The sequence below is a fragment of the Methylobacterium sp. NMS14P genome, from assembly GCF_028583545.1.
GTDB lineage: Bacteria > Pseudomonadota > Alphaproteobacteria > Rhizobiales > Beijerinckiaceae > Methylobacterium.
Window position 1 is genome coordinate 5,859,059 of record NZ_CP087106.1, and the last position, 26,060, is coordinate 5,885,118.

The following is a 26,060-nucleotide window of genomic DNA, read 5'->3' on the forward strand; positions in this document are numbered from 1 at the left end:
TCGGGACACGCGGAGACGTCCAACCCTTTCTAATCCTCGCGATGGCCCTGCAGGCCCGCGGCCACGATGTGACCCTCGCGGTCCCTCCCAATGTCCTAGAGTGGGCCGCCCAATGCGGTGTCCGTATTGCGCGCATCGGCTTCGACACCCAGGCCTACATGGACTCGCCCGAGGGCCAAGCCATGTTCGCGTCCGGTAACGTCCGGGCTATCATGAAACGTATGCAGACCCTGATGCACGCGCATCAGGATCTGCTTCTGGCGGACCAGATGCGCATCTGCGACGGAGCAGATGTTATCGTGGCTGGCGTACTTACAGAGGATCACTCGGCGGTCATGGCCGAAGCGCAGGGTATCCCCCTGATCGCGCTGCATCTTGCTCCTTTGATGCCCACCGGCGACTTCGCCCATAGCCTCGTCACCACGCGAGACCTCCGCTCGCGCCTGCTCCATCGCCTGACGTATGCTGTGGTTGAACGCCTGTGGTGGGCAGCCCATCGCGACAGCGTCGCGCTTCTGCGCAGCCGCATGGGGCTTGCCTCTACCCGTCGGCCAACCCAGCAGCGCCTCGCCGCGACGGGGTTGTGCTCCGTGCAGGCATTCTCGTCACACCTCGTCCCTCGGCCATCCGACTGGAGCCCGACGCAACGCATTGTCGGCTCCTTTCAGGTCCCGAAGGCTGCGCGGCGGAGCCTCGGGGAGGCTGCCCTTGCGCCGCAACTCGCCGCTTGGCTTGAGGCCGGTCCACCACCGGTCTACGTCGGTCTCGGCAGCATGCCGGTGCGAGAGCCTGACCGGATGCTGAACCTTCTCGGCCAGGTCGCGCGCCGCTGCAATTGCCGCATGGTCGTGGGCGCCGGCTGGTCGACCTTGGCGTCGCTGCAGGACCCATCGCCGGAAATCCGCCTCGTCGGCGCGATCGACCATGATTGGCTGCTGCCCCGTTGCTCAGCCGCCGTTCACCACGGCGGCGCTGGAACAACCCATGCCGTCGTCATGGCGGGGCTGCCATCCGTGGTCGCATCGGTCTTCGCCGATCAGCCGTTCTGGGGCGCGCGATTGGCCCAGCTGGGTGTCGGCTGCCACATACCCTTCAGAAAACTGACTTGTGACAGCTTGGAACGCGGACTGCGCCTGATCTCGAAAGCTGATGCGGTCGCGCATGCGGCGACGCTCTCGGCACGCATGCGTTCCGATCCCGATCCCGTTTCAGCAGCAGTGCGACTCATCGAAGAGAGCCGCATAGACACAATCCGCTATCCGTCCTGAGGGACCTGCGAACGTTTCCGGGAACGTGGGCTTGAATCGCCGCCCTGCTGGAAGGACCGAAACCGATCTTCGCTTCCGACATGTTGATACTGCGCAGTCCGCGCCGATAGACCTCCTGCGACTGCTTTTTCGGAGAACCGTCTCCGAAGCGGACTGGCAGCTTTCGGCCCGACTGTGTCATGCCGGATCGTCAAAGTGCGCAGAACCGGACGTTCGGCTTCGCGCCCATCTCGGCCGCTCAGCCGCGACTCGCGGATTCTCCGAAGCGGACGCTGTGGCAGCCTACGTCGCGGGTGATCTGGCCGACTGGCTCGGCCGTCGGGGGATGATCCATATCCGCGGTGCGCCCCGCCATCCCCAAACGCAGGGCAAGATCGAGCGCTGGCACCAAACGCTCAAGTGTTTATCGGCGTCAAACCATGACCCCGGTCAAATTCTCACTAATTATTTGCTAGAACACGAGAATATTTATTTTCGATGGGGTCACGATCGGCGCCGATCGTGACCCCACTTATCAGCCCGTTTCAGATGATGCTGCAATGACTTAAAAGGGCTTGTGGGAGGGGCATCATTCGGCGCCGATCCACAAAGAAGCGGACGGAGACCGATGCGAAGTTCCGGAACCGCATCTCCTCGGCGCAAGAGGGGGACGGTTCGAAGGGCGAGCCCGAGACCAGTTGCTGGCAGCTCGGGCCCAAGGCTGTCCAGGCCGGATCGCTCCATTGCGACTTGTGGCGCGGGATGGCGATCGAGCTTGCGGGTCACGACTCGATTGCGGTCTACCCCGTCGGCGGATGGTGGAAAGCGCACTTCGGGCAGCGGCGCTTCGCGGACAAGGCGCGGTATGCCCTGGTGATATCCTTGTCGGCGCCCGGGCATGCCGTCGATTTGCACGCCGACGTATCGAACCTCGTCGAGCTGAAGGCGGCCGAGATCCTGATCGGCTGATGCTGCGTCACACGACCGTGCCGACGCGCATCCCACCAGCGGTGCGCGGAAGGCCTTCCCACCGAACGCGACGGTGCAAGCTTCCGTGAGTGCGAATCGAAACCGCGGAGCGCAATCCACTCCTTCACGAAGGAATGACGGCGCCGACCGCGATCACGGAAACGTGATTCGGCCAAGCGAGCAGCTCAGGCGTGTTGTATCAGCGTTGTATCGGCCCGCGCCGCGACCGCTGAAAGATGCGCGTGACGCCGAGCTCAAGTAATTGCTCGCGCTCGCGAAAACGGCTTGGAGCGGGTACCGGGAATCGAACCCGGGTATTCAGCTTGGAAGGCTGCTGCTCTACCATTGAGCTACACCCGCACGGGCGGACCGTTAGCACGCCGGGATGGCCGTGAGAAGGTGGGGCGGGGTCGCCGCCGCGCGGACGGCGTCCCGCATTTCCGGCGCCGGACGGGACGGTCCCGTCCCGGGCGTTCTCGGCGATGAACCGATCGATGCGCGCGAGGGCGGTTCGCAGTTCCTGCTGGAAGTCCGGGTCGGCGCCGTCGTGGCACGCCTGTCCGACGGCGCGCATCGCCTGCAGGATGCCGCGCACGCACAGGACCGCACCCTTGCCGGTCCGGTCGACCTTCGTGACGGTGTCACCGCGCCGGACGGTCTGGATCCCGTTCACGGGCGCCTCAGCCGATGCCGGCCCGGGCGGCCCGCTCTGCCCGAGAGCCTCCGAGGACAGGTCGGGGAACGCGCAGGCCGCGGCGGCGCAGGCGACGATCAGGGACCGCCACCGGAACGGGGTGCGTGTCGAGAGGCGCATCGATCCGACACCGTTCTCCACCGGGCGCCCAGCGGCGCCCAGCAGCGCCCGATCAGCCGAGGCCCAGCGCGGCGCGGGCCTCCGCGGGCGTGGCGACGCGGCGGCCGTGGCGCGCCACCGCCTCGGCGGCGAGGCCGACCAGCTCGGCGTTGCTGGCCGCCAGACGGTCCTTCGTCACCCGGATGTTGTCCTCCAGGCCGGTGCGGACCGCGTCGGCGCCGCGGGCGAGCGCCCAGTCCATCACGATCGCCTGGTTGCGGCCGATCCCGGCCGCCGTCCAGGTCGCCTCCGGCAGGATGCGTCTTGTCTCGGCGAGCAGGATGTCGAGGAGGTGCTCCTCGGCCGGCATCGCGTTCTGGACGCCCATGACGAACTGCACGTGCGGGCGCGCGTCGATCAGGCCCGCCTCCACGAGGCGCTTGGCGCCGTGCAGGTGCGAGAGGTCGAAGATCTCGATCTCGGGCCGGACCCCGTACTGCTTCATCTGGCCGGCGAGGTCGGTCACGAGGCTCGCGGAATTCTCGTAGACGATCGTCGGGAAGTTCACCGAGCCGGTGGACAGGGAGGCCATGTCGGGCCGGTGCTTGAGCGAGAGGCCGCGGGCGGCCGGGTCGCGCCCGCGGCCGCCGGTCGAGAACTGCACGATCATCCCCGGGCAGTGCCGGCGCAGCCCCTCCTGCACGGCCGCGAACTTGTCCGGGTCGGAGGAGGGCGACTCGTCGTCGTTGCGCACGTGGATGTGGCAGAGCGTGGCGCCGGCCGCGAAGGCCCGATGCGTCGACTCGATCTGCTCGGGCACGGTGACCGGAACGGCCGGGTTGTCCTTCTTGCGCGGGACCGAGCCCGTGATCGCCACCGCGATCACCACGGGTGCGTCGCTCCGGGATCCTGCCATCCGCCTGTCCTCCCTACCGCATCGGGCTTCCGCGACCGGGATAGCGCCGCGGGACCCCGATCTGAACCGTCCGGCGCGGGCGGCAGGTCCGTGCGCGGGACATCTCGGGCCGGATGACAGCCTGGACTCGTGTCCCGCCGGACTTGTGTCTCGCCGGCGCTTGCCGCACCTCTCGGTCCGCGAGGCACACGATGAACGACACCGTCCTGGTCCTGAACGGGCCGAACCTGAACCTGCTCGGCAAGCGCCAGCCGGAGATCTACGGCCGCGAGACGCTGGCCGACGTCGAGGCCCTGTGCCGCGAGACCGCCGCGAGCCTCGGCCTCGCGGTCGATTTCCGCCAGAGCAACGCCGAGCACGTGCTGATCGACGCGATCCACGAGTACCGCGTCGGCTGCACCGGCATCGTCATCAACGCGGGCGCCTACACCCACACCTCGGTGGCGCTCCTCGACGCGCTGAACACCTGCGAGGTGCCGGTGATCGAGTGCCACATCTCGAACGTCCACCGGCGCGAGGCCTTCCGCCACCACTCCTACATCTCGCTCGCGGCCACGGCCGTGCTGGCGGGATTCGGCACGCACGGCTACGCCCTGGCGATCCGGCACCTCGCGCATCTGCGGGCCGGCAGAGCTGCTTGAGGCGCGGATAGCGCCGCGATCAGGGTTGACGCTGGCGGAGACAGGGCGGAGGAGGGCGGTCAGGCCCTATTCCCACGCGAGCTCTCCGGACGGACCGGTCCTCAAGGCCCCGGAGAGCGCCCCAAGCGGAGCGCGCACGCCGCATGACCAGTCCCTTCCTGCCCCTCGACCGGCAAGTGATCGCCCGCGAGGCGGCCAAGATGTTCCTCGAGATCGGCGCGGTGCTCTTCTACAAGGACGAGCCGTTCAAGTTCACCTCGGGCTGGGCGAGCCCGGTCTACACCGACAGCCGGAAGATCATCTCGTTCCCGCGCCTGCGCTCGGCGCTGATGGATTTCGCCACCGCCACGATCGTGCGCGAGATCGGCTACGAGAAGCTGACTCACATCGCGGGCGGCGAGACCGCCGGCATCCCCTTCGCGGCCTGGATCGCCGACCGGATGATGCTGCCGATGCAGTACATCCGGAAGAAGCCCAAGGGCTTCGGCCGCAACGCCCAGATCGAGGGCGAGATCGTCGAGGGCGCCCGGACCCTGCTGGTCGAGGACCTCGCCACCGACGGGCGCAGCAAGGTCAATTTCTGCAAGGCCCTGCGCGATTCGGGCGCCCAGGTCGATCACTGCTTCGTGCTGTTCTACTACGACATCTTCCCCGGCAGCGCCGCGCTGATGGAGGAGATCGGCATCAAGCTCCACTACCTCACCACGTGGTGGGACGTGCTGGCGGTGGCCAAGGAGATGGGCACCTTCGACCCGAAGACGCTCGAAGAGGTTGAGCGCTTCCTCAACGCGCCCGCGGAGTGGTCCGCGGCCCACGGCGGCATCTCCGCCTTCGGTCAGGCCTGAGGGGTTTCGCGATGGGCGTCGCCGAGCTGTTCCCCGCCGAGCGCCAGGAGGCGAAGCCGGCCGACCGGATCACGATCCGCCGGCCGGACGACTGGCACATCCACCTGCGCGACGGCGCCATGCTCAAGGCGGTGCTGCCCTACACGGCGGCGCAGTTCGCCCGGGGCATCATCATGCCGAACCTCGTGCCGCCGGTGACCACGGTCGCGGCCGCGCAGGCCTATCGCGACCGGATCCTCGCCGCTCTGCCCGAGGGCCAGGACTTCACGCCGCTGATGACCTGCTACCTGCGGGACGACACCGATCCGGACGAGATCGAGCGCGGCTTCACCGACAAGGTCTGGGTCGCCGCCAAGCTCTACCCGGCGGGCGCGACCACGAACTCGCACGCGGGCGTCACCGACCTCCTCGGGATCGCGCCCGTGCTGGAGCGCATGGAGCGGATCGGCATGCCGCTGCTGATCCACGGCGAGGCGACCGACCCGGAGATCGACATCTTCGACCGCGAGGCCGCCTTCATGGAAGGCAGCCTGATCCCGCTGCTCAACCGCCATCAGGGGCTGAAGGTCACCGTGGAGCACGCCACCACGGCGGAGATCCTCGACGTGGTCCGGGAGCACCGGAGCCGGTGCGCGGCGACGATCACGCCGCACCACCTCGTGATCAACCGGACGCACATCTTCCAGGGGGGGCTGCGCCCGCACCTGTACTGCCTGCCGGTGGCCAAGCGCGAGCGGCACCGGCTCGCCCTGCGCCGGGCCGCGACCTCGGGCGAGGCCTGCTTCTACCTCGGCACCGACACCGCGCCGCATGTTCGCGGCGCCAAGGAGGCGTCCTGCGGCTGCGCGGGCGTGTTCTGCGGCCCGAGCGCGCTCCAGACCTACGTGCAGGTCTTCGACGAGGAGGGGGCGCTGGACAAGTTCGAGGCCTTCGCGTCGCTCAACGGGGCCCGCTTCCACGGGTTGGAGCCCAATGCCGGGACCGTCACCCTGGAGCGCCGGGCGAGCCGCATCGCCGAGGCCGTCGCGGTCGACGACACGGCCGTGGTGGTGTTCCGGGGCGAGGAGACGCTGCCCTGGTCGGTGGTGTGACGGCCTCGGCTGAGGACAGCGCGCCGTCATCGCGAGCGGCGCGAAGCGACCCAGGGCAGCGCGCCATCGGTGATTGTCGCGCGACACTGGATTGCTTCGCTGCGCTCGCAAAGACGGATATCGGCACTCCATCCGATTAGCCGAAGCCATCTTTGCCTGGATCCAACCTCCGGTTACCGATCTTCGGTTGATCCGGAGGAGGGTACGATGCAGGACGCGCGACAGGACGGCATCACCGCGATGGGCGCGGTGGACCTCGCCGCCGCCATCCGCGGCCGGGTGGTCTCCTGCGCGGAGGTGATGCGCGCCTATCTGGAGCGGATCCACCGGATCAACCCGCGGGTGAACGCCCTCGTGGGTCTCGCCGACGATGCCGCGCTCCTGCGGGAGGCCGAGGCCGCCGACGCCGCCCTGGCGCGGGGGGACGCCGTCGGGCCGCTGCACGGCTTCCCGCTGGCCGTGAAGGATCTCGACCCGGTCCGCGGGCTGCCGTTCACGCAGGGCTCACCGATCTTCGCCGACCGGGTCGCCGACACCGACTCGATCATGGTGACGCGCCTGCGCGCCGCCGGGGCGATCTTCATCGGCAAGACCAACATCCCCGAGTTCGGCCTCGGCTCGCACAGCTTCAACCCGGTCTACGGCGCCACCGGCAACGCCTACGATCCGGCGAAGACCGGGGGCGGCTCGAGCGGCGGCGCCGCCGTGGCGGTGGCCCTGCGGATGCAGCCGGTCGCCGACGGCAGCGACCATGCCGGCTCCCTGAGGAATCCGCCGGCCTTCAACAATTGCTACGGCCTGCGCCCGAGCTGGGGCCGGATCCCCGCCGAGGCCAAGGACGTGTTCAGCCCGAACCTCGGCGTGCTCGGGGCGATCGGGCGCACGCCCGGCGATATCGGCCTCATGCTCTCGGTGCTGGCGGGCTACGATCCGCGCTGCCCGAACGCCATCCGGCAGGACCCGTCCGCCTTCGCGAGCCCGCTCGTCCGCGACTTCCGCGGGACGCGGATCGCGTGGCTCGGCGATTGCGGCGGCCAGATCCCGTTCGATCCCGGCGTGCTCGATGTCTGTCGCGCCGCCCTGGCGACCTTCGCGGAGATCGGCTGCACCGTCGAGGAGGCGGCGCCGCGCTACGACATGGAGCGGCTCTGGCAGGACTGGCTGGTGCTGCGGGCGCTGACGGTCGCGGCGAACCTCCGGCCGTTCTACGACGAGCCCCGCCACCGGGCCCTGCTCAAGCCGGAGGCGGCGTGGGAGGTCGAGCGCGGGCTGGCGCTCGGCGCCGACCGGATCATCGCGGCGCTGGAGGGGCGCACCCGCTGGTACGAGACCCTGCGCCGCTTCATGGAGGCCTACGACTACGTGGTCATGCCCAGCGCCCAGGTCTTCCCGTTCGACAAGGCCCTGCGCTGGCCCGAGACGGTGGGCGGACGGGCGATGGACACCTACCACCGCTGGATGCAGATCACGATCCCCGCGACGATGTCGGGCCTGCCGGCGCTGGCCGTGCCGGCCGGCTTCGGCGAGGGCGGGCTGCCCACCGGCATCCAGATCGTCGGCCCGAACCACGGCGAGCTCGCCTGCCTGCAGCTCGGCGCCGCCTACGACGCGGCCAGCAGCTGGGTCCGCCGCTACCCGCCGCCGGTCGAGTGAGGGGACGGGCTGAACGCGCGCACGGATGCGTTGACCGGCCCCGCGCACTCCGCTATGAGGCCCGACACTCCCCGCGCCACCCATGACCCATCCCAGGATCGTGCGGCCGCCGCGGAGCAGCTTCGGATATCCGATGACCACGGTCCTTATTGTAACGGTAGCGTCACCGACGGGGCGGCCCTGAGCTAGGGCCGCGATCCGGGCGGTGGCGCATGCAGGGTCCCTCGGGGCCCTTTTTTGTTGCCCGCGTCCGGGCGGGACGGGACCGGGACGGACGGATATCCGAGGCGAGTGGCACCTTCGGGCGAGGCGGGAACCGCCCCGCGTGATGAGGGTGCGGTGAGAGAGGACGGGGCAGAGCGGCGATCACGGGATCGCGGTGGCCCCGGAGAGCGCGAGGAGACGAGCATGGGCGGCGAGGTCATGACCGGGGCCGAGATGGTCATCCGGGCCTTCCAGGATCAGGGTGTCGACACGCTGTTCGGGTATCCGGGCGGCGCCGTACTTCCGATCTACGACGCGCTCTTCCACCAGAACGCCGTCAAGCACATCCTCGTCCGCCACGAGCAGGGCGCCGTCCACGCCGCGGAGGGCTATGCCCGCTCCTCCGGCAAGGTCGGCTGCGTCCTCGTCACCTCGGGCCCCGGCGCCACCAACATCGTCACCGGCCTCACCGACGCGATGCTGGATTCGATCCCGCTGGTCTGCATCACCGGCCAGGTCCCGACGCACCTGATCGGCACCGACGCGTTCCAGGAATGCGACACGGTCGGCATCACGCGCCACTGCACGAAGCACAATTACCTGGTCAAATCGATCGACGACCTGCCGCGCATCCTGCACGAGGCGTTCTACGTCGCGGCGAACGGCCGGCCGGGCCCGGTCGTGGTCGACCTGCCCAAGGACATCCAGTTCGCCTCCGGCCTCTACGAGCGCCCGGAGATCGCCAGCCACAAGACCTACCGCCCGGCCGTGAAGGGCGACTCCGACCGGATCCGCGCGGCCGTCGAGCTGATGGCGACCGCGCGCCGGCCGGTCTTCTACACCGGCGGCGGCGTGATCAACTCGGGCCCGGAGGCGTCGCGCCTGCTGCGCGAACTCGTCCGCGAGACCGGCTTCCCGATCACCTCGACCCTGATGGGCCTCGGCGCCTATCCGGGCACGGACGAGAAGTTCCTGGGCATGCTCGGCATGCACGGGACCTACGAGGCCAACCTCGCGATGCACGAGTGCGACGTGATGATCTGCGTCGGCGCCCGGTTCGACGACCGGATCACCGGCCGGCTCGACGCGTTCTCGCCCTTCTCCAAGAAGATCCACATCGACGTCGACGCCTCCTCGATCAACAAGGTCGTCAAGGTCGATGTCGGGATCGTCGGCGACTGCGCCTCGGTGCTCGGCGACATGCTGGAGGCGTGGCGCGCCCTGCCGTCGCGGCCCGACAAGTCGAACCTCGACCCGTGGTTCCAGAAGATCAGCGCCTGGAAGGCGCGGGACTGCCTCGCCTACTGGCCGTCGGGCACGATCATCAAGCCGCAATACGCGGTGCAGCGCCTCTACGAGGCCTGCAAGACCCGCGAGACCTACATCACCACCGAGGTCGGCCAGCACCAGATGTGGGCCGCCCAGTACTTCAAGTACGACGAGCCGAACCGCTGGATGACCTCCGGGGGCCTCGGCACGATGGGCTACGGCCTGCCGGCGGCGATCGGCACGCAGCTCGCGCACCCGAACGGGCTCGTGATCGACATCGCCGGCGAGGCCTCGATCCTGATGAACATGCAGGAGATGTCGACGGCGGTGCAGTACCGCCTGCCGATCAAGGTGTTCATCCTGAACAACGAGTACATGGGCATGGTCCGGCAGTGGCAGGAGCTGCTGCACGGCTCGCGCTACTCGCAGAGCTACTCGGAGAGCCTGCCGGACTTCGTGAAGCTCGCGGAGGCCTACGGCGCCAAGGGCATGCGCTGCGAGAAGCCGGGCGACCTCGACGGCGCCATCGCGGAGATGCTCGCCTACGACGGCCCGGTGATCTTCGACTGCATCGTCGACAAGACCGAGAACTGCTTCCCGATGATCCCGTCGGGCAAGGCGCACAACGAGATGCTCCTGTCCGATTATCTCGGCGAGACCGGCGTCGAGCTCGGCGACGTGATCTCCGAGGAAGGCAAGATGCTGGTGTGAGGGCGGGCGGCCCGGCGTGACCGCCGGGCCGCGATCCGCCGCTGCGGCGGCGATGGGTCGAACGACGAGGACGAGGCCGGCGATGAACGCGATGAACACCCACTACCCCGATGCCGTCCGCGTCGAGCCGGTGAACCGGCACACCCTGGCGGTGATCGTCGACAACGAGCCCGGCGTGCTCGCCCGCATCTCGGGCCTGTTCTCCGGCCGCGGCTACAACATCGAGAGCCTGACCGTCTCCGAGACCGAGGAGGCGCGCCACATCTCGCGCATCACCATCGTGACCACCGGGACGAACGCCGTGATCGAGCAGATCAAGGCGCAGCTCGACCGGCTGGTGCCGGTGCACCGGGTCGTGGACCTGACGCTCCAGGGCAACGCCATCGAGCGCGAGATCTGCCTGGTTAAGGTGAAGGGCGAGGGCGAGCACCGCAGCGAGGCTCTGCGGCTGGCCGCCGCCTTCGGCGCCAAGACCCTCGACGCCACGCTCAATTCCTTCGTGTTCGAGCTGACCGGTGCCACCGAGGATGTCGACCGGTTCGTGCGCCTGATGAGCGTGATCGGGCTGGTGGAGATCTGCCGGACCGGCATCTCCGCCATGGGGCGCGGGGCGGAGCCGCTCTGAGCTTCTGACGCGCTGCCAGTCGGTGCTCGGGGGAGCCGGAAGCCGTCGTCGGATTTGAAGGCGACAGCCGGCTGGCCGTTGTCGCTGAAAACGCCGCGCCCGCGTTCGTCAATCAAGGACCCCGCATGACCGCCCGCTCCCTCTACTACGCCCCCGGCGCCTGCTCGCTCGCCGCCCACATCATCCTGGAGGAATCCGGGCTGCCCTACGAGGGCATCAAGCTCGATCTCGCCGCGGGGGACCAGCGCCGGCCGGAATACCTCGCGATCAACGATCGCGGCCGCGTGCCGGCGCTGACCGAGGACGGCTGGGTGCTCACCGAGTGCGCGGCCATCCTGCGCCACGTCGCACGCTCGGTGCCGGAGAAGGCGCTGTGGCCCGCGGATCTGCGTGAACAGGCGGCCGCCGACGAGTGGCTCGGCTGGCTCGCCTGCAACCATCACGTGACCTACGCGCATGTCCGCCGCCCGGAGCGCTACACCGAGGACGAGAGCGCCTTCGACGGCATCAAGGCGAAGGCCGCCAACACCTATGCCGATCTCGCCACCATGACCGAGGTGCGCCTGTCGCACGGTGGCTGGGCAGTGGGTGACCGCTTCAGCGTGGTGGACGCCTACCTGACGGTCTTCTGGTTCTGGGCGAACGGACCGACGCTCCGGTTCGACATGGCCGGCCGCTTCCCGGCTTGGACAGCCCATGCCCGCCGCGTCGCCGAGCGCCCGGCCGTCCAGGCCGTCTTCGCCCGCGAGGGGCTGCCGCTGCCGCGCTGACGGAGTCCGGTCTCGGCCCCCTCGTCGGGGGCCTTGCCGCGGCCCGCGAATCGGCCTAGAGCGCGTACCGTACGGTACGGTACGGTACGCCATTTCGAGATGATGCAGGCCAGCGCCACAGCAGAGCGGGAAGCGCCGTCGGCACGCCAGCAGGCGGTGCTGGACGCCGTGCTCGGCCTCATGGTCGAGGACGGCGAGCAGCTCACCATGGACGCCGTCGCGCGCCGGGCGAGCTGCTCGAAGGAGACGCTCTACAAGTGGTTCGGCGACCGGGACGGGTTGCTGATCGCGACGGTGCGCTGGCAGGCCTCCCGGGTCCATGCCGGGCACGACAGCGCGCAGGTCCTAAACGGCGCCACCCTGCGGGAGCGCCTGCAGGACTTCGCGGTGACGTGGCTGGAGGTCATCACCGGCCCGACCTCGGTGGCGCTGAACCGCATCGCCATCGCGCATGCGGGCTCGCGCAAGAGCAACCTCGGCGGCATCGTCCTGGCGAACGGGCGCTTCGCCATCGGCGAACGGGTGAAGCCCGTGCTGGAGGCGGGGCGCGCCGCCGGCCTGCTGACCTTCGCCGACAGCGAGGCCGCCTTCCGCACCTTCTTCGGCCTCGTCGGCCGGGATATCCAGATCCGACTTCTGCTCGGCGAGACCCTCGACCTCGACGGGGCCGAGATCCGGCGCGATGCGGGCCGCGCCGTCGAGCAGTTCCTGGCCCTCTACGGCCGGGCCAAACCCGACCCGAAACACCAAGCTTAAGAGGAGACAGACATGCGGGTGTATTACGATCGCGACGCCGACCTGAACCTGATCAAGGGCAAGAAGGTCGCCATCGTCGGCTACGGCAGCCAGGGCCACGCCCACGCGCTCAACCTGCGCGATTCCGGCGTGAAGGACATCGTCATCGCGCTGCGCGAGGGCTCCGCCACCGCCAAGAAGGCCGAGCACGAGGGCTTCAAGGTCCTGTCGGTCGCCGAGGCTGCCAAGTGGGCCGACGTGGTGATGATGCTCACTCCCGACGAGCTGCAGGGCGACATCTACCGCGAGTTCCTCGAGGGCAACATGAAGCAGGGCGCCGCGCTGCTGTTCGCCCACGGCCTCAACGTCCACTTCAACCTGATCGAGCCGCGCAAGGACCTCGACGTCCTGATGGTCGCCCCGAAGGGCCCCGGCCACACCGTGCGCTCCGAGTACCTCCGCGGCGGCGGCGTGCCGACCCTGATCGCCATCGCGCAGGACGCCTCGGGCAACGCCCACGATCTCGGCCTGTCGTACGCCTCGGCGAACGGCGGCGGCCGCGCCGGCATCATCGAGACGACCTTCAAGGAGGAGTGCGAGACCGACCTGTTCGGCGAGCAGGCCGTGCTCTGCGGCGGCCTCGTCGAGCTGATCAAGGCCGGCTTCGAGACCCTGGTCGAGGCGGGCTACGCCCCCGAGATGGCCTACTTCGAGTGCCTCCACGAGGTGAAGCTGATCGTCGACCTCATCTACGAGGGCGGCATCGCCAACATGAACTACTCGATCTCCAACACGGCCGAGTACGGCGAGTACGTCACCGGCCCGCGCATCGTGACGCCCGAGACCAAGGCCGAGATGAAGCGCGTGCTGAACGACATCCAGTCGGGCACCTTCACCCGCAACTGGATGCTGGAGAACAAGGTCAACCAGACCTCGTTCAAGGCGACCCGCGCCAAGCTCGCCGCCCACCCGATCGAGGAGGTCGGCGCCAAGCTCCGCGGCATGATGCCGTGGATCTCCGAGAAGGCGCTGGTCGACAAGACCCGCAACTGATCTTCTGCGACGGCGCGGCCGGGCATCGCTCGGCCGCTCGGGGCCCGGTCATGCGAAGGCGTGGCCGGGCCCTCTCTGTTCGGCGTGGCCCGCCCATTCCCGGGCGCGTGGAGCGTCGGCGGGATGCGAACCGGGATCCGGCGCGAGATGTCGCGAAGCGTCCACGCGGAGCAATCGGTACCGCTGCGCGACCCTTCGTGTGCCGGATCCCGGATCAGGTTCCGCTGTCGCTCCACCGGTCGGGGAAAGGCGCGCGTGAAGGCGCGCGCGGGTGGGCCCTGAGACCGCCCCATCATCGTGAGGGCAGGCGCGATGGGCCGCCCGCATCCCCGGTTGCTGAAGGCGATCGTTCCCGGCCATAAGCCCCGCAGCGGTCCCACCCGGACGAGGACCGGCAAGCGGAGAGGACACCCATGGCATCGCTCTATTCCGACGCGCACCGGGCGCTGCAGGAGGAGTTCGGCACCACCAAGCTCGCCGTGCGCCTCGACGAGGACTGGGTCCACGAGAGCGTGCAGCCGGACGAGGCCGCCTTCATCGGCTCCCGCGACATGTTCTTCCTCTCGACCGTCGACCCGGACGGCATGCCGACCGTCTCCTACAAGGGAGGTCCTACGGGCTTCGTGAAGGTGCTCGACGCCAGCACGCTGGTGTTCCCGGGCTTCGACGGCAACGGCATGTTCTACTCGATGGGCAACATCGAGGGTCAGGCCAAGGTCGGCCTGCTGTTCATCGACTTCGAGACGCCGCACCGCATCCGCGTGCAGGGCCGCGCGTCGCTGCTCCGGGACGACGCCCTCATGGCCGAGTACACCGAGGCCAAGTACTTGGTGAAGGTCGCGGTCACCAAGATCTGGATCAACTGCCCGCGCTACATTCACAAGTACCAGAAGCTCGAGCAGAACAAGTACGTGCCGCGTCCCGGTCGCGAGACCCCGCTGGCTGCCTGGAAGCGGCTCGACCTCGCGGGCGACGTGATCAGCGACGCCGACAAGGCGCGCGTCGCCCAGGAAGGCAAGCTCGAAGTCTCCGAGTACGAGGCGCTGGTCGCCCGCGGCGAGGCCTGACGGTCCGTTCCGGCCGCCCCGCGGAGCGGGGCGGCCGGTGCGTGACGGCGCGGAATTCCCATTTTCATTGCATGAGTTGATCTCAAGTACATTTCATCCGTGCTTCGTAGTGATGTGCCGCAATATTTGCGCTCGATTGCTCAGATTTTCAAAATTTCTTGACGGTGTAGGGGTCGACCGTTAGATCTCGTGCAAGATCTTTCGGGATCATCTCTGTACGGACCCTAGAAATCATGTTTTCGCTCCCGCTGCGCGTCGCGATGACCTGTAGCGTCCTGATCGCTGCGGTTTTCGCGGTCGGGACGACTTTTCTGGCCCGCCGGATCAACGCCTCCTTCGAGGAGCAGACGGCCAGGATGCAGTCGGAGACGCTGTCGAACGAGGCGCGCGAGGTCCGGTTTCGCCTCGCCGTGGCGGCCAGGACCGCCGAGAGTCTCGCGGCGGCCGCCTCGGCGCTGCGCGCCGGCGGGATCCAGGACCGCGCGGTCTACGACGCGATGCTGCGCGAGCTCCTGCGCGCCAACCCCGACCTGATCGCGACCTGGACGGGCTGGGAGCCGAACGCACTGGACGGGCGCGACCGCGCGTTCGCCGGCACGGCCTCCTCGGACGCGAGCGGCCGCTTCATGCCCTACTGGAACCGCGGCAGCGGCACGATCAAGCGGGAGGTTCTCACCGGCTACGAGACCGAGCCGGACGGCGCCTACTACCTTCAGCCGAAGACGCTGAACCGCTTGGTGGCCATCGAACCCTACATCTACCCGGTGGCCGGCAAGGACGTCGTCATGATGTCGTTCGGCGCGCCGATCAGCGTGGATGGCGCGTATCGCGGCACCGCCGGCGTCGACATCGACCTCGGCTCCCTGAATGCCGCGCTCGGCGCGGTGAAGCCGTTCGGGACCGGCTATCTCGCGGTGATCTCGGCGAGCGGGACGACCGTCGCGCACCCGACCGGCGCTGCGGCCGGGAAGCCGATGCACGGCTTCGACGCGTCGGCGGCCGACGCGGCCAAGCAGGCGATCGCCGCGGGAGCCGCGGTGGTGACCGACGCGCCGGGCCCGGACGGGGCGCCGTGGCGGTACGTGGCGCAGCATATCCAGGCCGGCGAGACGCCCGACCGGTGGGCCATCGTCGTCGCGGTGCCGGTGGCGACGCTCACGGCCGCCGCCGATCAGGCGCGCGCCATGCTGATCGGCATCTCGGTCCTCTGCGTGCTGATCGGGTGCGCGGTCGTCTTCGGTGCGCTCCACCGCCTCGTCGGAGAGCCGATCCGCGCGCTCGGCCGGACCATCGGCGACATGGCGGCGGGCGATTACGGGGCGGACGTGCCCGAGGCGCGGCGCCGCGACGAGGTCGGGCTGGTCGGGCGGGCCGTGCTGAAGCTGCGCGACGGCCTGCGGGCGCAGGCGCAGGCCGACGCCCGGGCGCGGGCGGAGGCCCAGGCCGCGGCCGACCGGGATCGCAAGCGGGTGACGGCGGACCTGGCCGACAGCTTCGAGCAGGCGGTCGGCGGCATCGTCGAGACGGTCACGAACGCGGCCACCGAGCTGCAGGCCACGGCCAAGGGGCTGGCCGCCACGGCCTCAGAGACCGCGGGCCAGTCGACCACCGTGGCGGCCGGGGCCGAGGAGGCCGCCTCCAACGTCCGGGCCGCGGCCTCGGCGGCCGAGGAGCTCGGCAGCTCCGTGCAGGAGATCGGGCGCCAGGTCCGGGGATCCGCGCAGCTCGCGCGGGCCGCGGCCGACGAGGCCGGGGGCACGGTGCGGCTGGTGGAGGACCTGAGTGCGGCGGTGATGAAGATCGGGGACGTGGTGGCGCTGATCAGCGGCATCGCGGGCCAGACCAACCTGCTGGCCCTCAACGCCACGATCGAGGCGGCCCGCGCCGGCGAGGCCGGCCGGGGCTTCGCGGTCGTGGCCGCCGAGGTGAAGGCGCTCGCCGGCCAGACCGCGCGGGCCACCGACGAGATCGCGGGCCAGATCTCCCGCGTCCAGGCCTCGACCGCGCAGGCGGCCTCGGCGATCGGCAGCATCACGTCGCGCGTCGACGAGATCAGCGGCGTCGCCACGACGATCGCGGCCGCGGTCGAGCAGCAGGACGCGGCGACCCAGGAGATCGTCCGCAACGTGACCCAGGCCGCCGCCGGCACGGGCGAGGTGACCGCGAACATCGCCCGCGTGGCCGACGCGGCCGACATGACCGGCTCGGCCGCCGGCCAGGTGCTGGATTCGTCCGAGAACCTGTCGCGTCAGTCCGAGCATCTCCGGGCGGAGGTCAGCCGCTTCCTCGGAACGGTGCGCGCGGCCTGAGGACAATCGGGCGGGCGTCCGCGCGCTGCGGAGCCTTCCGGGCGACGATGAACACCCGCGGGAAGGCGAGAAGGCGCCGGCCGTCGCCGCGCGGCGGGTAGGCCTCGTCGATCGCGCGCGCGTAGGCATCCAGGAAGCCGGACCGGTGCTCGGGATCCAGCGGGTCGAGGAAGGGCCGCAGACCCGTGGCGCTGACCCAGTCCACGATGGCGGCGGCATCCGCCATGCGGTGGTGATAGGCGGTGCGCCAGACATCGACCTCGGCGGCCGACGGCGCCAGCAGGTCGTAGTAGGCCGCGGGCTCCAGCATCCGCCCGAGGCGGCCGGCCACGGCCGGGTCGCCGATCGCCGCCGCCCAGGGGCCGGACGCCGCGACCTCGCGCATCAGGCGGTGGGTCGGCTCGGCGAGGTTGTCGGGCATCTGCACGGCGAGCGCGCCGCCCGGGGCGAGGAGACCGAACAGCCGCGGCAGCAGGGTCGCGTGGTCCGGCAGCCATTGCAGCACGGCGTTGGCGTAGATCAGGTCCGGCGCGCGCGCGGGCTGCCAGGTCGCGGCGTCGGCCAGCGCGAAGGCGAGGCCGGGCAGCCGGGCGCGGGCGCTCTCCAGCATCGCCGGGGAGGTGTCGAGGCCGATCACCTCCGCGTCCGGGTAGCGCGCCGCGATCAGCGCGGTGGAGTTGCCCGGGCCGCACCCGAGATCGACGGCCAGAAGCGGCGCGTCGAGGGGCACGCGGGCGAGGAGCTCGGCCGCCGGCCGCGTCCGCTCGTCCTCGAAGCGGGTGTAGAGGGCGGGGTTCCAGTCGGCCATGGCACCCTTCCGTGGACAGCTCTCAGCAGCCGAGCCGGTCGGCGAGTTCCGCCAGGTCCCGCGCCGCGTGGGTGACCGGCACCGTCGGCGCGGTCTCGCCGCCGGCCGGGCCGTGCTCGCGCGGGCGGGCGATGTGGGCTGTGGCGAGCCCGTGGCCCGCCGCCGCCGCGAGGTCGTTCGAGTGGGCGGCGACCATCATCGTCTCCGCCGGCGCGAAACCGAAGGCCGCGACGGCGTCGCGGTAGAGCGCCGGCTTCGGCTTGTAGTCGCGGGAGTAGCCGGCGCCGAGGATGGCGTCGAAGATCAGGCCGTTGCGGCGCGCGAGGTCGGCCATCAGCCGGACATGGCCGTTGGAGTTCGGCGCCAGGAGGTGCTTCGCGCGCAAGCGCCGCAGCGCGTCCGGCACCTCGGGCCACGCGTCGAGCCGGTGCCACGCCTGGACCAGCTCGCGTTGCACGGCCTCGGAGACGCCCGCGATGCCGAACTGCGCCAGCACGTCGGGCAGCGACTCGGCCTGGAGCGTGTCGAGGTCGACGTAGGGCCGGGCACCGGAGCGCACCGTCTCCATCGAGGGGTTGTAGCGGGCCCGCCACGCGTCCGCGAAGGCGCCGGCATCGAGGTTCGGCGCGACGGGCGCGAGCAGCCGCGCGGCCTCGCGCGCGACGCCGGAGCGCCAGTCGACCAGCGTCCCGAAGACGTCGAAGACCAGCGCCCGGACGGTCACCGCACCGCCTGGAGGCTCGGACCACGCCGGACGAAGCCGACGATGTCCTTGACCGCGTCGAGGGTCTGCGCCGCGATGGTCTCGGCCCGGGCGCCGCCGTCGGCCAGCACGGCGTCGATATGGCCGGGATCGGCGGTCAGGCGACGCATCTCCTCGGCGATCGGCGCGAGGCTCGTCACCGCGAGGTCGGCCAGCGCCGGCTTGAAGGTCGAGAACTGCGCCCCGCCGAAATCGCGCAGCACGTCCTCGCGGGTGATCCCGGCCAGCGCCGCGTAGATCCCCACGAGGTTGTCGGCCTCCGACCGCTCCTTCAGGCCCGCTACCTCGGAGGGCAGGGGCTCGGAATCGGTCTTGGCCCGGCGGATCTTCTGGGCGATGGCGTCCGCGTCGTCCGTGAGGTTGATGCGGGCGTTGTCCGACGGGTCCGACTTCGACATCTTCTTGGTGCCGTCGCGCAGCGACATGACCCGGGCGGCCGGGCCGCCGATCAGCGGCTCCGTGATCGGGAAGAACGCGTCGCCGTGGCCGTGCGCCGCGATCGACCCCGAGAAATCGGTGTTGAACTTCTGGGCGATGTCCCGGGTCAGCTCCAGGTGCTGCTTCTGGTCCTCGCCGACGGGCACGTGCGTCGCCCGATAGGCCAGGATGTCGGCGGCCATAAGCACCGGGTAATCGTAGAGGCCGATCGAGGCGTTCTCCCGGTCCTTGCCGGCCTTCTCCTTGAACTGGGTCATGCGGTTCAGCCAGCCGAGGCGGGCGACGCAGTTAAACACCCAGGCGAGCTCGGCGTGCTGCGGCACCTGACTCTGGTTGAACACGATCGAGCGCTTGGGATCGATGCCGGCGGCGAGGAAGGCGGCCGTGACCTCGCGGATCTGGCCGCGCAGCGCCTCGGGATCCTGCCAGACGGTGATCGCGTGCAGGTCGACGACGCAGTACAGGCACTGCGCGTCGCGTTCCTGCATCTCCACGAAGCGCTTCACCGCTCCGAGATAGTTTCCGAGATGCAGATTGCCGGTGGGCTGGACGCCCGAGAAGACCAATTCGGTGAACGCGGCCATCGGCGCCGATCCTGAGCAAGGGAAGACCGGGGCTCCGCGCCGTCCGGGCGCGGGGTTACTCGCACCCGTAGACCGGAATGGTCAAGGACACGCTCACGGCTCGCGGGTGGGCAGCCTCGCGCTGGGGCAGAGGTCGACCAGCACGCAGCGCCCGCAGGCCGGGCGGTGATGATGGCAGACCTTCTGGCCGTGCAGCATCAGGATCTCGTGATTGTCGTAGAGATCCTGCGCGCTCCAGTCGGCGGGGAGCTGCGCCCGCAGGATCGGGTGCGACGGGCCGACATCGACCGTCTTGCCGATCAGCCCGAGGCGCTGCGCCACCCGGTGATGGTGGCTGTCGACCGGCAGGGCCGGCATCCGCAGGGTGGAGAAGGACAGGACCGCCGCGCTGGTCTTCGGCCCGACGCCCGGGATCGCCTGCAGCCACGCCCGCGCGGCCTCGACCTCCATGTCGGCCAGGAAGGCGAGGTCGAGGCTGCCGCACCGGTCGCGCAGCGCCCGGAGCACGTCGCGGATGCGCGGCGCCTTCAGCTCCGGCCAGGTCACGCCCGCGATGGCGGCCTCGATCTCCGGCACGTCCGCGTCGATCACCGCCTCCCAGTCGGGGAAGCGCGCCCGCAGGGCCTTGAAGGCCCGACCGGATTCGGCGTTGCGCGTCCGGTGCGACAGGAGCGAGGAGACGAGTTCGCTGACCGGATCCAGGCTGTGGAAGTACGGGATCGGGCAGCCGTAGACCGGGCAGAGCCGGGCGTGGACGGCGAGCGCCTTCTCGGCGAGGGCCGGGTCCGTGACGGCGGGGGCCGGCTTGCGGCGCGGGCGCGGGACGGTCGCGGTTCTGAGGTCGGCGGCGGGCATGTCGGGCGAATCCGCGAGCCGACGCCCCTGTTCCTGCCGTGGCGGGGCAGCGGCGATCTGTCCGCCTCCCGGGTTCGCACGCCTCGGGCGGAGAACACGGCCGGCGGTAACGCGCGACCCGCCCCGTCTCCCGGGCGGGATAGGGCTGGGCTGAGGGACCGGGCGCTTCGGGCCATAGCGCGCCGTCGACGCGCGTGCCCTGTCGGGAAGCCGCATGCCCCTCACCCTGTCCCTCTCCCGCACGGGAGAGGGGACCCGCGCACGGTCCCGAAGCGGTCGTGGCAGTCGCGTGGGGACGCCGCGCCGGCCGACTACTTCACCAGCGCGAAGATGTTCACGTCGAGGTTGTCGTCGGTGCTGTCCTTGAGGTCGGTGGCGTACTCCTCCACGAACCGGTCCTGCACGACGATGTCCTTGGCGTCGAGGTAGGCGGTCAGCGTCTCGTAGGTGCTGTCGATCGACTCGTAGGAGCCCTTGTGGGCGAAGCGCAAGGCCTTGCCGGAGGGCGTCGTGCCGAAGCGCAGGCCGTCGCTCTCGGCCGGTGCCGGGCTCGGCGCGGCCGCCACCGGGATCATCGCCTCGAACTCGAAACCGTCGTCGTCGGTGCGGGTGAAGACCGCGAGCGGCCGGCCGGCGGGCGCGACGCCGAGCTTGGCGAGGTCGGCCTCGATCCGCGCGAAGGCCTGCTTCAGGTTCGGGACGGCCTCCTCCCACTTGGTCTTGCCGGACAGGATCGCGGTGGGCTTGGCCGGGAGGGTGACCTCGTCGACGTCGCCGGGCTCGCCGGCCTTGTCGATGAGTGTCGGCCGGGCGGCCGATCCCGCGGCGGTGCCCGGGGGCGCTCCCACCGCCGACTGGCCCGCGGGCGGGGGCGCCACCGATTGCTGCGGGGCCGGGGCCGCGCTCTTGTCCGGATCGGCCACCGGGTTCGGCGCCGTCGTGGTCGGCAGCGGGTTCGTCTGGGCCGGCGCGGGCGCCGTGGAGGGCGGCGGCGCGGGCTGCTGCTGGGCGGCGATCGGGCCGCCCGACGCGAGCACGAGGGCGGCCGAGAGGGCGACGAGCGGACGAAGGCGGATCACGTAGGGCGCTCCGGTCGAGGCCCGCGGATGATCGCGCGGGCTCCCGCCGGGTAACCTAGTGGCGAACGGGACGGCCCGCGAGGGCGCCGCGGACGAGAGCCGCGGGTGCGGCGCATCTGCCACGCCGCGGCACCCCTCGCGCCGGCCGGCGGCTTTTGCGATATAGCCCGCGCCCCCCTCCAACCGCGGGACCGCATGAGCGCACTCGCCCACAGACGCTTCCTGAAGATGCACGGCGCCGGCAACGCGATCGTGGTGCTGGACCTGCGCGGCTCCGCCGCGAGAGTGCGGCCCGAGGAGGCGCGGGCGATCGCGCGGGATCCCGGCTCGACCTTCGATCAGCTGATGGTCCTGCACGATCCCGTGAGCCCGGGCACGGACGCGTTCATGCGCATCTACAACACCGACGGCTCGGAATCGGGCGCCTGCGGCAACGGCACGCGCTGCGTCGCCTACGCGATGCTCGACGACCCGGCCATGGCCCGGCCGGCCGAGGGCGGCCGGCTCACCCTCGAGACCCAGGCGGGCCTGCTCGGCGTGCGCCGCGTCTCGGAGCGGGCCTTCACGGTCGATATGGGCCGGCCGCGGCTCGCCTGGGACGAGATTCCCCTGTCCGAGCCGTTCCCCGACACGCGGCGGATCGAGCTGCAGATCGGCCCGATCGACGATCCGATCCTGCACTCGCCGGGCGCCGTGAACATGGGCAACCCGCACGCGGTGTTCTTCGTGGAGCAGGATCCGGACAGCTTCGACCTCGCCCGGATCGGCCCGATGCTGGAGAACCACCCGCTGTTCCCGGAGCGCGCCAACATCTCGGTGGCGCAGGTGACGGGCCGCGAGACGATCAAGCTCCGCGTCTGGGAGCGGGGGGCCGGGCTGACGCTCGCCTGCGGCACCGCCGCCTGCGCCACCGTGGTGGCCGCCTCGCGCCTGCGGATGATCGGCCGGCAGGCCAGCGTCGCGCTGCCGGGCGGCGAGCTGTTCGTCGAGTGGCGCGCCGACGACCACGTCCTGATGACCGGCCCGGTCGCGCTCGTCGCCGAGGGCACCCTGGCGCCGGAGCTGTTCGACAGCGCGGCCTGATGGCGGTCGAGACCCTCACCTTCGGCTGCCGCCTCAACACCGTCGAGTCCGAGGCCTTGCGGGCCCACGCGGCGGCGGACGGGCGCGACCGCGTGGTGGTGAATACCTGCGCGGTGACCGCCGAGGCCGGGCGGCAGGCCCGCAAGGCGATCCGGCGCATCGCCCGGGAGCGGCCCGGCGCCGAGATCGTCGTCACCGGCTGCGGTGCCGAGGTCGAGACGGAGGCCTACGCGGCCATGCCGGAGGTCGCGCGCCTCGTCGGCAACGCCGAGAAGCTGCGGCCGGAGGGCTGGTCTGCGGCCGCGACCGGTCCGGGCGCCGTCATGGCGGCGCGGGCGGCCGAGCCGACGCGGGTCGAGGCGGTCGCCGGGCACACCCGCGCCTTCGTGCCCGTGCAGAACGGCTGCGACCACCGCTGCACCTTCTGCGTGATCCCGTTCGGGCGGGGCGTCTCCCGCTCGGTGCCGGAGGCGGACGTGATCGCGCAGGTCGGGACGATCGTGGCGCGGGGCGGGCGCGAGGTGGTGCTGACCGGCGTCGACCTGACCGCCTACGGCCGCGACCTCGCCGGCCCGGCCTCGTCCCTCGGCGGTCTCGTGCGGGCGATCCTCCGGGCGGTGCCCGGCCTCGCGCGCCTGCGCCTGTCCTCGATCGATTCCGTCGAGGCCGACGACGCCCTGCTGGCGGCGATCGCCGAGGAGGCGCGGCTCATGCCGCACCTGCACCTGTCGCTGCAGGCCGGCGACGACCTGATCCTCAAGCGCATGAAGCGCCGGCACCTGCGCGCCGACGCGATCCGCTTCTGCGAGACCGTGCGGCGGCTGCGGCCCGACATCGTGTTCGGCGCCGACCTGATCGCGGGCTTCCCGACCGAGACGGAGGCGCAGTTCGCCCGCTCCCTCGACCTCGTGGCGGAATGCGGCCTGACGCACCTGCACGTCTTCCCCTATTCCCCGCGCCCCGGGACGCCGGCCGCGCGCATGCCGCCGGTGGCCGCCGAGGCGGTCCGCGCGCGGGCGGCGCGGCTGCGGGCGGCCGGCGCCGACGCCGTGGGCCGGCACCTCGACGCGCAGGTGGGCCGCCGCCTCACGGTGCTGGCGGAGCGCGGGGGCGTCGGGCGGAGTCCGGATTTCACCGCGGTGCGGCTGCCGGGCGCGGCTGAGGCGGGGACGTTCCACACCGTCGCCATCGCCGGCCACGACGGCGCGCGGCTCATCGGGGCCTAGTGCCACGCGATCCCGTCGAGACCGGGCCTGCGTGGCCGACCGTGGCGCGGGTCCCCTCTCCCGTGCGGGAGAGGGGGGCACGTCGCGCTCTGTCGCTGCCGGTACTCGCCACCGGACGTGCGCGAACCTCGTCGCCTGTCCGCGGCACGGAGGCGGGCGCCGTCGCCCCGCGCCGGATGGCGCCGCGGCTCAGGCCGACATCGCCGCGACGGCCTCGGCGACGTGCGGCGGCGGCGGCGCCGTCACGGCGATCGCGTCGCGCTTCGGGTAGAGCGGGATCGACAGCGCCCGCGCGTGGAGGTGCAGCGCGCTCCCGCGGGGCGCACCGCCGTAGACCGCGTCGCCCAGGATCGGCCAGCCGGAGGCGGCGCAGTGGACCCGGAGCTGGTGGGTCCGGCCGGTGACCGGCTTCAGCTCCAGCCAGGTCCGCCCCCCGGCGCGGCCGAGCACCCGCCAGTGCGTCAGCGACGGGTCGCCCGCGGGGTCGGCCTTCATCCACCACGAGCGCGGATCGTCCGAGCGGCGGGCCAGCGGCAGGTCGATGCTGCCTTGTTCCTCGGCGGGCCCGCCGGCCACGATCGCCCAGTAGGTCTTGTCGACGGCGCTGCCGGAGAACAGCTTCCCGAGCCGCGCCAGCGCCTTGGCGTGGCGGCCCAGCGCGAGGCAGCCGGAGGTGTCCCGGTCGAGCCGGTGCGCGGCCTCCGGGCGGCGGGGCAGGCCGAACCGGAGGGCGTCGAGGTGGTCGGTGAGCGTCTCGCCGCCGCGGGGGCCCGGATGGACCGGCAAACCCGCCGGCTTGTCGATGACGAGCAGCAGGGCATCGCGGTAGAGGAGGCGCGCGCCTATGTCGAAGGCGTTGGACATCCGGATCGGCTAGAGGGTCGGTGTCGGCGGGGCAAGGTGGGGCGAGGACGCGATTTCATGGCGAGCGAGGAGAAGCCCGGCTGGTTCGGCCGCCTGTTCGGGCGCAAAGGCCAGCCCGCGCCCGAGGACAGAGCCGAGGACCAGCCCGAGGACAAGCCCGAGGCCGAGCTGCCGGCCGGGGCGGCCTCGCCCTCCGAGGGGGAGCCGGATTTCGCCACCGCCGCGGAGGATGTCGCGCATGTCCCGCTGCCGCCCGAGGAGACCGGGGAGCCGGTCCCGGACGCGGTCGAGGGCGCGGACCTGCTCCCCGTGGAGGGCGAGCCGGAGCGCCCGCCGGCCGGCACCGCCGGCGACGATCCCGCGCACGGCGCCGACCCGGTCGACACCGGCGACGTGAACCGGGAGCCGGTGGTCGAGCCGGCTGCCGAAATCCAGCCCGAGATCCAACCCGACGTTCAGCCCGACATCCAGCCTGTCGACAGCGCCGCGGCCCTCGCCCACGACGCCGGCGCCGGGCCGGACCGCGAGCCGGAGGCGAAGGGCTGGTGGAGCCGCCTCACCTCGGGGATGAAGCGGACCTCCTCGGCCCTGTCCGACCGCGTCACCGGCCTGTTCACCAAGCGCAAGCTCGACGCCACGACCCTGGAGGACCTGGAGGACGCGCTGATCCAGGCCGATTTCGGCCTGGAGACCGCGATGCGGGTCTCGGAGGCCGTCGGCAAGGGCCGCTACGAGAAGGGCATCTCGCCCGACGAGGTCCGGGCGATCCTGGCCGCGGAGGTCGAGCGCGCGCTGGAGCCCGTGGCGGTGCCGCTCGCCGTCGACGCGAGCCGGAAGCCGTACGTGATCCTGACCGTCGGCGTGAACGGCGCCGGCAAGACCACGACGCTCGGCAAGCTCGCCTCGAAGCTGCGGGCGGAGGGGCGCACCGTGATGCTCGCGGCCGGCGACACGTTCCGGGCGGCCGCGATCGATCAGCTCAAGGTCTGGGGCGCGCGCACCGGCACGCCGGTGGTGAGCGGCGCGCAGGGCGCGGACGCGGCGGGCCTCGCCTTCGACGCCCTCAAGCAGGCGGGCGCCGCCGGCACCGACGTGCTGCTGATCGACACCGCCGGCCGGCTCCAGAACAAGGCCGGGCTGATGGCCGAGCTGGAGAAGATCGTCCGCGTCCTGCGCAAGCAGGACCCGGAGGCGCCGCACGCGACGCTCCTCGTCCTCGACGCGACGGTCGGCCAGAACGCGCTCAGCCAGGTGGAGCTGTTCTCGCAGGCCGCGCCGGTCACGGGCCTGGTGATGACCAAGCTCGACGGCACCGCCCGGGGCGGCATCCTGGTGGCACTGGCGGCGAAGTTCGGCCTGCCGGTGCACTTCATCGGCGTCGGCGAGGGCGTGGAGGATCTGGAGCCCTTCGCGGCCCGCGACTTCGCCCGGGCGATCGCCGGGCTGGAGAAGGATTAGGACG

At 71.1% G+C, this 26,060-nt stretch carries 23 protein-coding genes, 1 tRNA gene and 1 pseudogene; 17 read left to right on the forward strand and 8 right to left on the reverse strand.

Annotated features, from left to right (window positions below; genetic code table 11):
* Window positions 1–41: 41 nt before the first annotated feature.
* The 3 genes and pseudogenes from LOK46_RS27890 to LOK46_RS27900 all read left to right on the forward strand — a co-directional run bounded on the left by LOK46_RS27890 (window position 42) and on the right by LOK46_RS27900 (window position 2,216).
* A complete protein-coding gene (locus LOK46_RS27890; RefSeq protein ID WP_273561552.1) occupies window positions 42–1,268 on the forward strand; it encodes a glycosyltransferase in 1,227 nt (408 codons plus the stop codon).
* Between the two features lie 268 nt (window positions 1,269–1,536).
* Window positions 1,537–1,668, forward strand: a pseudogene (locus LOK46_RS27895) (IS481 family transposase); the annotation flags it as partial.
* 341 nt (window positions 1,669–2,009) lie between these two features.
* On the forward strand, window positions 2,010–2,216 hold the full coding sequence (locus tag LOK46_RS27900; RefSeq protein WP_273561553.1) for a hypothetical protein: 207 nt from the start codon (window positions 2,010–2,012) through the stop codon (window positions 2,214–2,216).
* Window positions 2,217–2,502: 286 nt separating this feature from the next.
* Here LOK46_RS27900 and LOK46_RS27905 read toward each other — a convergent pair.
* Both LOK46_RS27905 and LOK46_RS27910 read right to left on the reverse strand, forming a co-directional pair.
* A tRNA-Gly gene (locus LOK46_RS27905) sits at window positions 2,503–2,576 on the reverse strand.
* A gap of 506 nt (window positions 2,577–3,082) precedes the next feature.
* A complete protein-coding gene (locus LOK46_RS27910) occupies window positions 3,083–3,925 on the reverse strand; it encodes a 3-keto-5-aminohexanoate cleavage protein (protein WP_273561554.1) in 843 nt (280 codons plus the stop codon).
* Window positions 3,926–4,116: 191 nt separating this feature from the next.
* Here LOK46_RS27910 and aroQ point away from each other — a divergent pair, with 191 nt between their 5' ends.
* The 11 genes from aroQ (at window position 4,117) to LOK46_RS27965 (ending at window position 16,898) form a co-directional block, all read left to right on the forward strand.
* Window positions 4,117–4,566, forward strand: coding sequence for a type II 3-dehydroquinate dehydratase (aroQ, locus tag LOK46_RS27915; protein ID WP_273561555.1), 450 nt, complete (start codon window positions 4,117–4,119; stop codon window positions 4,564–4,566).
* A 143-nt stretch (window positions 4,567–4,709) separates the two neighbouring features.
* The gene (locus tag LOK46_RS27920; protein ID WP_273561556.1) at window positions 4,710–5,411 is read left to right on the forward strand and encodes an orotate phosphoribosyltransferase; all 702 of its coding nucleotides are present in this window, start codon (window positions 4,710–4,712) and stop codon (window positions 5,409–5,411) included.
* Window positions 5,412–5,422: 11 nt separating this feature from the next.
* Entirely contained in the window at window positions 5,423–6,502 is a 1,080-nt protein-coding gene (pyrC, locus tag LOK46_RS27925) for a dihydroorotase (RefSeq protein WP_273561557.1), read from the forward strand.
* A gap of 207 nt (window positions 6,503–6,709) precedes the next feature.
* Entirely contained in the window at window positions 6,710–8,155 is a 1,446-nt protein-coding gene (locus LOK46_RS27930; protein WP_273561558.1) for an amidase, read from the forward strand.
* Window positions 8,156–8,563: 408 nt separating this feature from the next.
* Window positions 8,564–10,339, forward strand: coding sequence for an acetolactate synthase 3 large subunit (locus LOK46_RS27935; protein ID WP_273561559.1), 1,776 nt, complete (start codon window positions 8,564–8,566; stop codon window positions 10,337–10,339).
* A gap of 82 nt (window positions 10,340–10,421) precedes the next feature.
* Complete coding sequence (ilvN, locus tag LOK46_RS27940) at window positions 10,422–10,964, forward strand: acetolactate synthase small subunit (RefSeq protein WP_020090724.1); 543 nt, start codon at window positions 10,422–10,424, stop codon at window positions 10,962–10,964.
* Window positions 10,965–11,089: 125 nt separating this feature from the next.
* Window positions 11,090–11,734 carry a glutathione S-transferase family protein gene (locus LOK46_RS27945; RefSeq protein ID WP_273561560.1) on the forward strand — a complete coding sequence of 215 codons (645 nt, stop codon included), beginning with the start codon at window positions 11,090–11,092 and terminating at the stop codon, window positions 11,732–11,734.
* Window positions 11,735–11,833: 99 nt separating this feature from the next.
* The gene (locus LOK46_RS27950) at window positions 11,834–12,490 is read left to right on the forward strand and encodes a TetR/AcrR family transcriptional regulator C-terminal domain-containing protein (RefSeq protein ID WP_273561561.1); all 657 of its coding nucleotides are present in this window, start codon (window positions 11,834–11,836) and stop codon (window positions 12,488–12,490) included.
* 12 nt (window positions 12,491–12,502) lie between these two features.
* Window positions 12,503–13,522 carry a ketol-acid reductoisomerase gene (ilvC, locus tag LOK46_RS27955; protein ID WP_273561562.1) on the forward strand — a complete coding sequence of 340 codons (1,020 nt, stop codon included), beginning with the start codon at window positions 12,503–12,505 and terminating at the stop codon, window positions 13,520–13,522.
* 413 nt (window positions 13,523–13,935) lie between these two features.
* Window positions 13,936–14,589 (forward strand): pyridoxamine 5'-phosphate oxidase family protein, encoded by a 654-nt coding sequence (locus tag LOK46_RS27960; RefSeq protein WP_273561563.1) that lies wholly within the window; start codon window positions 13,936–13,938, stop codon window positions 14,587–14,589.
* A gap of 233 nt (window positions 14,590–14,822) precedes the next feature.
* Window positions 14,823–16,898, forward strand: a complete 2,076-nt coding sequence (locus LOK46_RS27965; RefSeq protein WP_273561564.1) for a methyl-accepting chemotaxis protein — start codon at window positions 14,823–14,825, stop codon at window positions 16,896–16,898.
* On the opposite strand, the gene tam is transcribed toward LOK46_RS27965, so the two are convergent.
* The 5 genes from tam to LOK46_RS27990 form a co-directional block, all read right to left on the reverse strand.
* Entirely contained in the window at window positions 16,864–17,706 is an 843-nt protein-coding gene (tam, locus tag LOK46_RS27970) for a trans-aconitate 2-methyltransferase (protein WP_273561565.1), read from the reverse strand. The genes LOK46_RS27965 and tam overlap by 35 nt on opposite strands.
* Window positions 17,707–17,728: 22 nt before the next feature.
* Window positions 17,729–18,430: a haloacid dehalogenase type II gene (locus LOK46_RS27975; RefSeq protein ID WP_273561566.1), complete on the reverse strand. Its 702-nt coding sequence runs from the start codon at window positions 18,428–18,430 to the stop codon at window positions 17,729–17,731.
* Window positions 18,427–19,491, reverse strand: a complete 1,065-nt coding sequence (gene trpS, locus LOK46_RS27980; protein WP_273561567.1) for a tryptophan--tRNA ligase — start codon at window positions 19,489–19,491, stop codon at window positions 18,427–18,429. The genes LOK46_RS27975 and trpS overlap by 4 nt, the downstream gene beginning before the upstream one ends.
* A gap of 93 nt (window positions 19,492–19,584) precedes the next feature.
* Window positions 19,585–20,346, reverse strand: a complete 762-nt coding sequence (locus LOK46_RS27985) for an endonuclease III domain-containing protein (protein ID WP_273561568.1) — start codon at window positions 20,344–20,346, stop codon at window positions 19,585–19,587.
* Between the two features lie 311 nt (window positions 20,347–20,657).
* Complete coding sequence (locus tag LOK46_RS27990) at window positions 20,658–21,425, reverse strand: GyrI-like domain-containing protein (RefSeq protein WP_273561569.1); 768 nt, start codon at window positions 21,423–21,425, stop codon at window positions 20,658–20,660.
* Between the two features lie 195 nt (window positions 21,426–21,620).
* Between LOK46_RS27990 and dapF the strand changes: the two genes are divergently transcribed.
* The gene (gene dapF, locus LOK46_RS27995; RefSeq protein WP_273561570.1) at window positions 21,621–22,508 is read left to right on the forward strand and encodes a diaminopimelate epimerase; all 888 of its coding nucleotides are present in this window, start codon (window positions 21,621–21,623) and stop codon (window positions 22,506–22,508) included.
* Complete coding sequence (gene mtaB / locus LOK46_RS28000) at window positions 22,508–23,734, forward strand: tRNA (N(6)-L-threonylcarbamoyladenosine(37)-C(2))-methylthiotransferase MtaB (protein ID WP_273561571.1); 1,227 nt, start codon at window positions 22,508–22,510, stop codon at window positions 23,732–23,734. The genes dapF and mtaB overlap by 1 nt, the downstream gene beginning before the upstream one ends.
* Window positions 23,735–23,923: 189 nt before the next feature.
* Here mtaB and LOK46_RS28005 read toward each other — a convergent pair whose 3' ends face one another.
* Window positions 23,924–24,598: an RluA family pseudouridine synthase gene (locus tag LOK46_RS28005; RefSeq protein WP_273561572.1), complete on the reverse strand. Its 675-nt coding sequence runs from the start codon at window positions 24,596–24,598 to the stop codon at window positions 23,924–23,926.
* Between the two features lie 57 nt (window positions 24,599–24,655).
* Between LOK46_RS28005 and ftsY the strand changes: the two genes are divergently transcribed.
* The gene (gene ftsY / locus LOK46_RS28010; protein ID WP_273561573.1) at window positions 24,656–26,056 is read left to right on the forward strand and encodes a signal recognition particle-docking protein FtsY; all 1,401 of its coding nucleotides are present in this window, start codon (window positions 24,656–24,658) and stop codon (window positions 26,054–26,056) included.
* Window positions 26,057–26,060 lie beyond the last annotated feature (4 nt).

What these genes read in the sequence shown, in the direction of transcription:
- LOK46_RS27890 (WP_273561552.1), top strand. Translation starts at nt 42, where the DNA reads ATGGCCCTGCAGGCCCGCGGCCACGATGTGACCCTCGCGGTCCCTCCC.
- aroQ (WP_273561555.1), top strand. Translation starts at nt 4,117, where the DNA reads ATGAACGACACCGTCCTGGTCCTGAACGGGCCGAACCTGAACCTGCTC.
- LOK46_RS27965 (WP_273561564.1), top strand. Translation starts at nt 14,823, where the DNA reads ATGTTTTCGCTCCCGCTGCGCGTCGCGATGACCTGTAGCGTCCTGATC.
- tam (WP_273561565.1), bottom strand. Translation starts at nt 17,706, where the DNA reads ATGGCCGACTGGAACCCCGCCCTCTACACCCGCTTCGAGGACGAGCGG.
- LOK46_RS27985 (WP_273561568.1), bottom strand. Translation starts at nt 20,346, where the DNA reads ATGCCCGCCGCCGACCTCAGAACCGCGACCGTCCCGCGCCCGCGCCGC.
- dapF (WP_273561570.1), top strand. Translation starts at nt 21,621, where the DNA reads ATGAGCGCACTCGCCCACAGACGCTTCCTGAAGATGCACGGCGCCGGC.
- LOK46_RS27935 (WP_273561559.1), top strand. Translation starts at nt 8,564, where the DNA reads ATGGGCGGCGAGGTCATGACCGGGGCCGAGATGGTCATCCGGGCCTTC.
- LOK46_RS27900 (WP_273561553.1), top strand. Translation starts at nt 2,010, where the DNA reads ATGGCGATCGAGCTTGCGGGTCACGACTCGATTGCGGTCTACCCCGTC.
- pyrC (WP_273561557.1), top strand. Translation starts at nt 5,423, where the DNA reads ATGGGCGTCGCCGAGCTGTTCCCCGCCGAGCGCCAGGAGGCGAAGCCG.
- LOK46_RS28005 (WP_273561572.1), bottom strand. Translation starts at nt 24,598, where the DNA reads ATGTCCAACGCCTTCGACATAGGCGCGCGCCTCCTCTACCGCGATGCC.
- ilvC (WP_273561562.1), top strand. Translation starts at nt 12,503, where the DNA reads ATGCGGGTGTATTACGATCGCGACGCCGACCTGAACCTGATCAAGGGC.
- trpS (WP_273561567.1), bottom strand. Translation starts at nt 19,491, where the DNA reads ATGGCCGCGTTCACCGAATTGGTCTTCTCGGGCGTCCAGCCCACCGGC.
- LOK46_RS27920 (WP_273561556.1), top strand. Translation starts at nt 4,710, where the DNA reads ATGACCAGTCCCTTCCTGCCCCTCGACCGGCAAGTGATCGCCCGCGAG.
- LOK46_RS27930 (WP_273561558.1), top strand. Translation starts at nt 6,710, where the DNA reads ATGCAGGACGCGCGACAGGACGGCATCACCGCGATGGGCGCGGTGGAC.
- mtaB (WP_273561571.1), top strand. Translation starts at nt 22,508, where the DNA reads ATGGCGGTCGAGACCCTCACCTTCGGCTGCCGCCTCAACACCGTCGAG.
- LOK46_RS27945 (WP_273561560.1), top strand. Translation starts at nt 11,090, where the DNA reads ATGACCGCCCGCTCCCTCTACTACGCCCCCGGCGCCTGCTCGCTCGCC.
- LOK46_RS27910 (WP_273561554.1), bottom strand. Translation starts at nt 3,925, where the DNA reads ATGGCAGGATCCCGGAGCGACGCACCCGTGGTGATCGCGGTGGCGATC.
- LOK46_RS27960 (WP_273561563.1), top strand. Translation starts at nt 13,936, where the DNA reads ATGGCATCGCTCTATTCCGACGCGCACCGGGCGCTGCAGGAGGAGTTC.
- ilvN (WP_020090724.1), top strand. Translation starts at nt 10,422, where the DNA reads ATGAACGCGATGAACACCCACTACCCCGATGCCGTCCGCGTCGAGCCG.
- LOK46_RS27950 (WP_273561561.1), top strand. Translation starts at nt 11,834, where the DNA reads ATGATGCAGGCCAGCGCCACAGCAGAGCGGGAAGCGCCGTCGGCACGC.
- ftsY (WP_273561573.1), top strand. Translation starts at nt 24,656, where the DNA reads ATGGCGAGCGAGGAGAAGCCCGGCTGGTTCGGCCGCCTGTTCGGGCGC.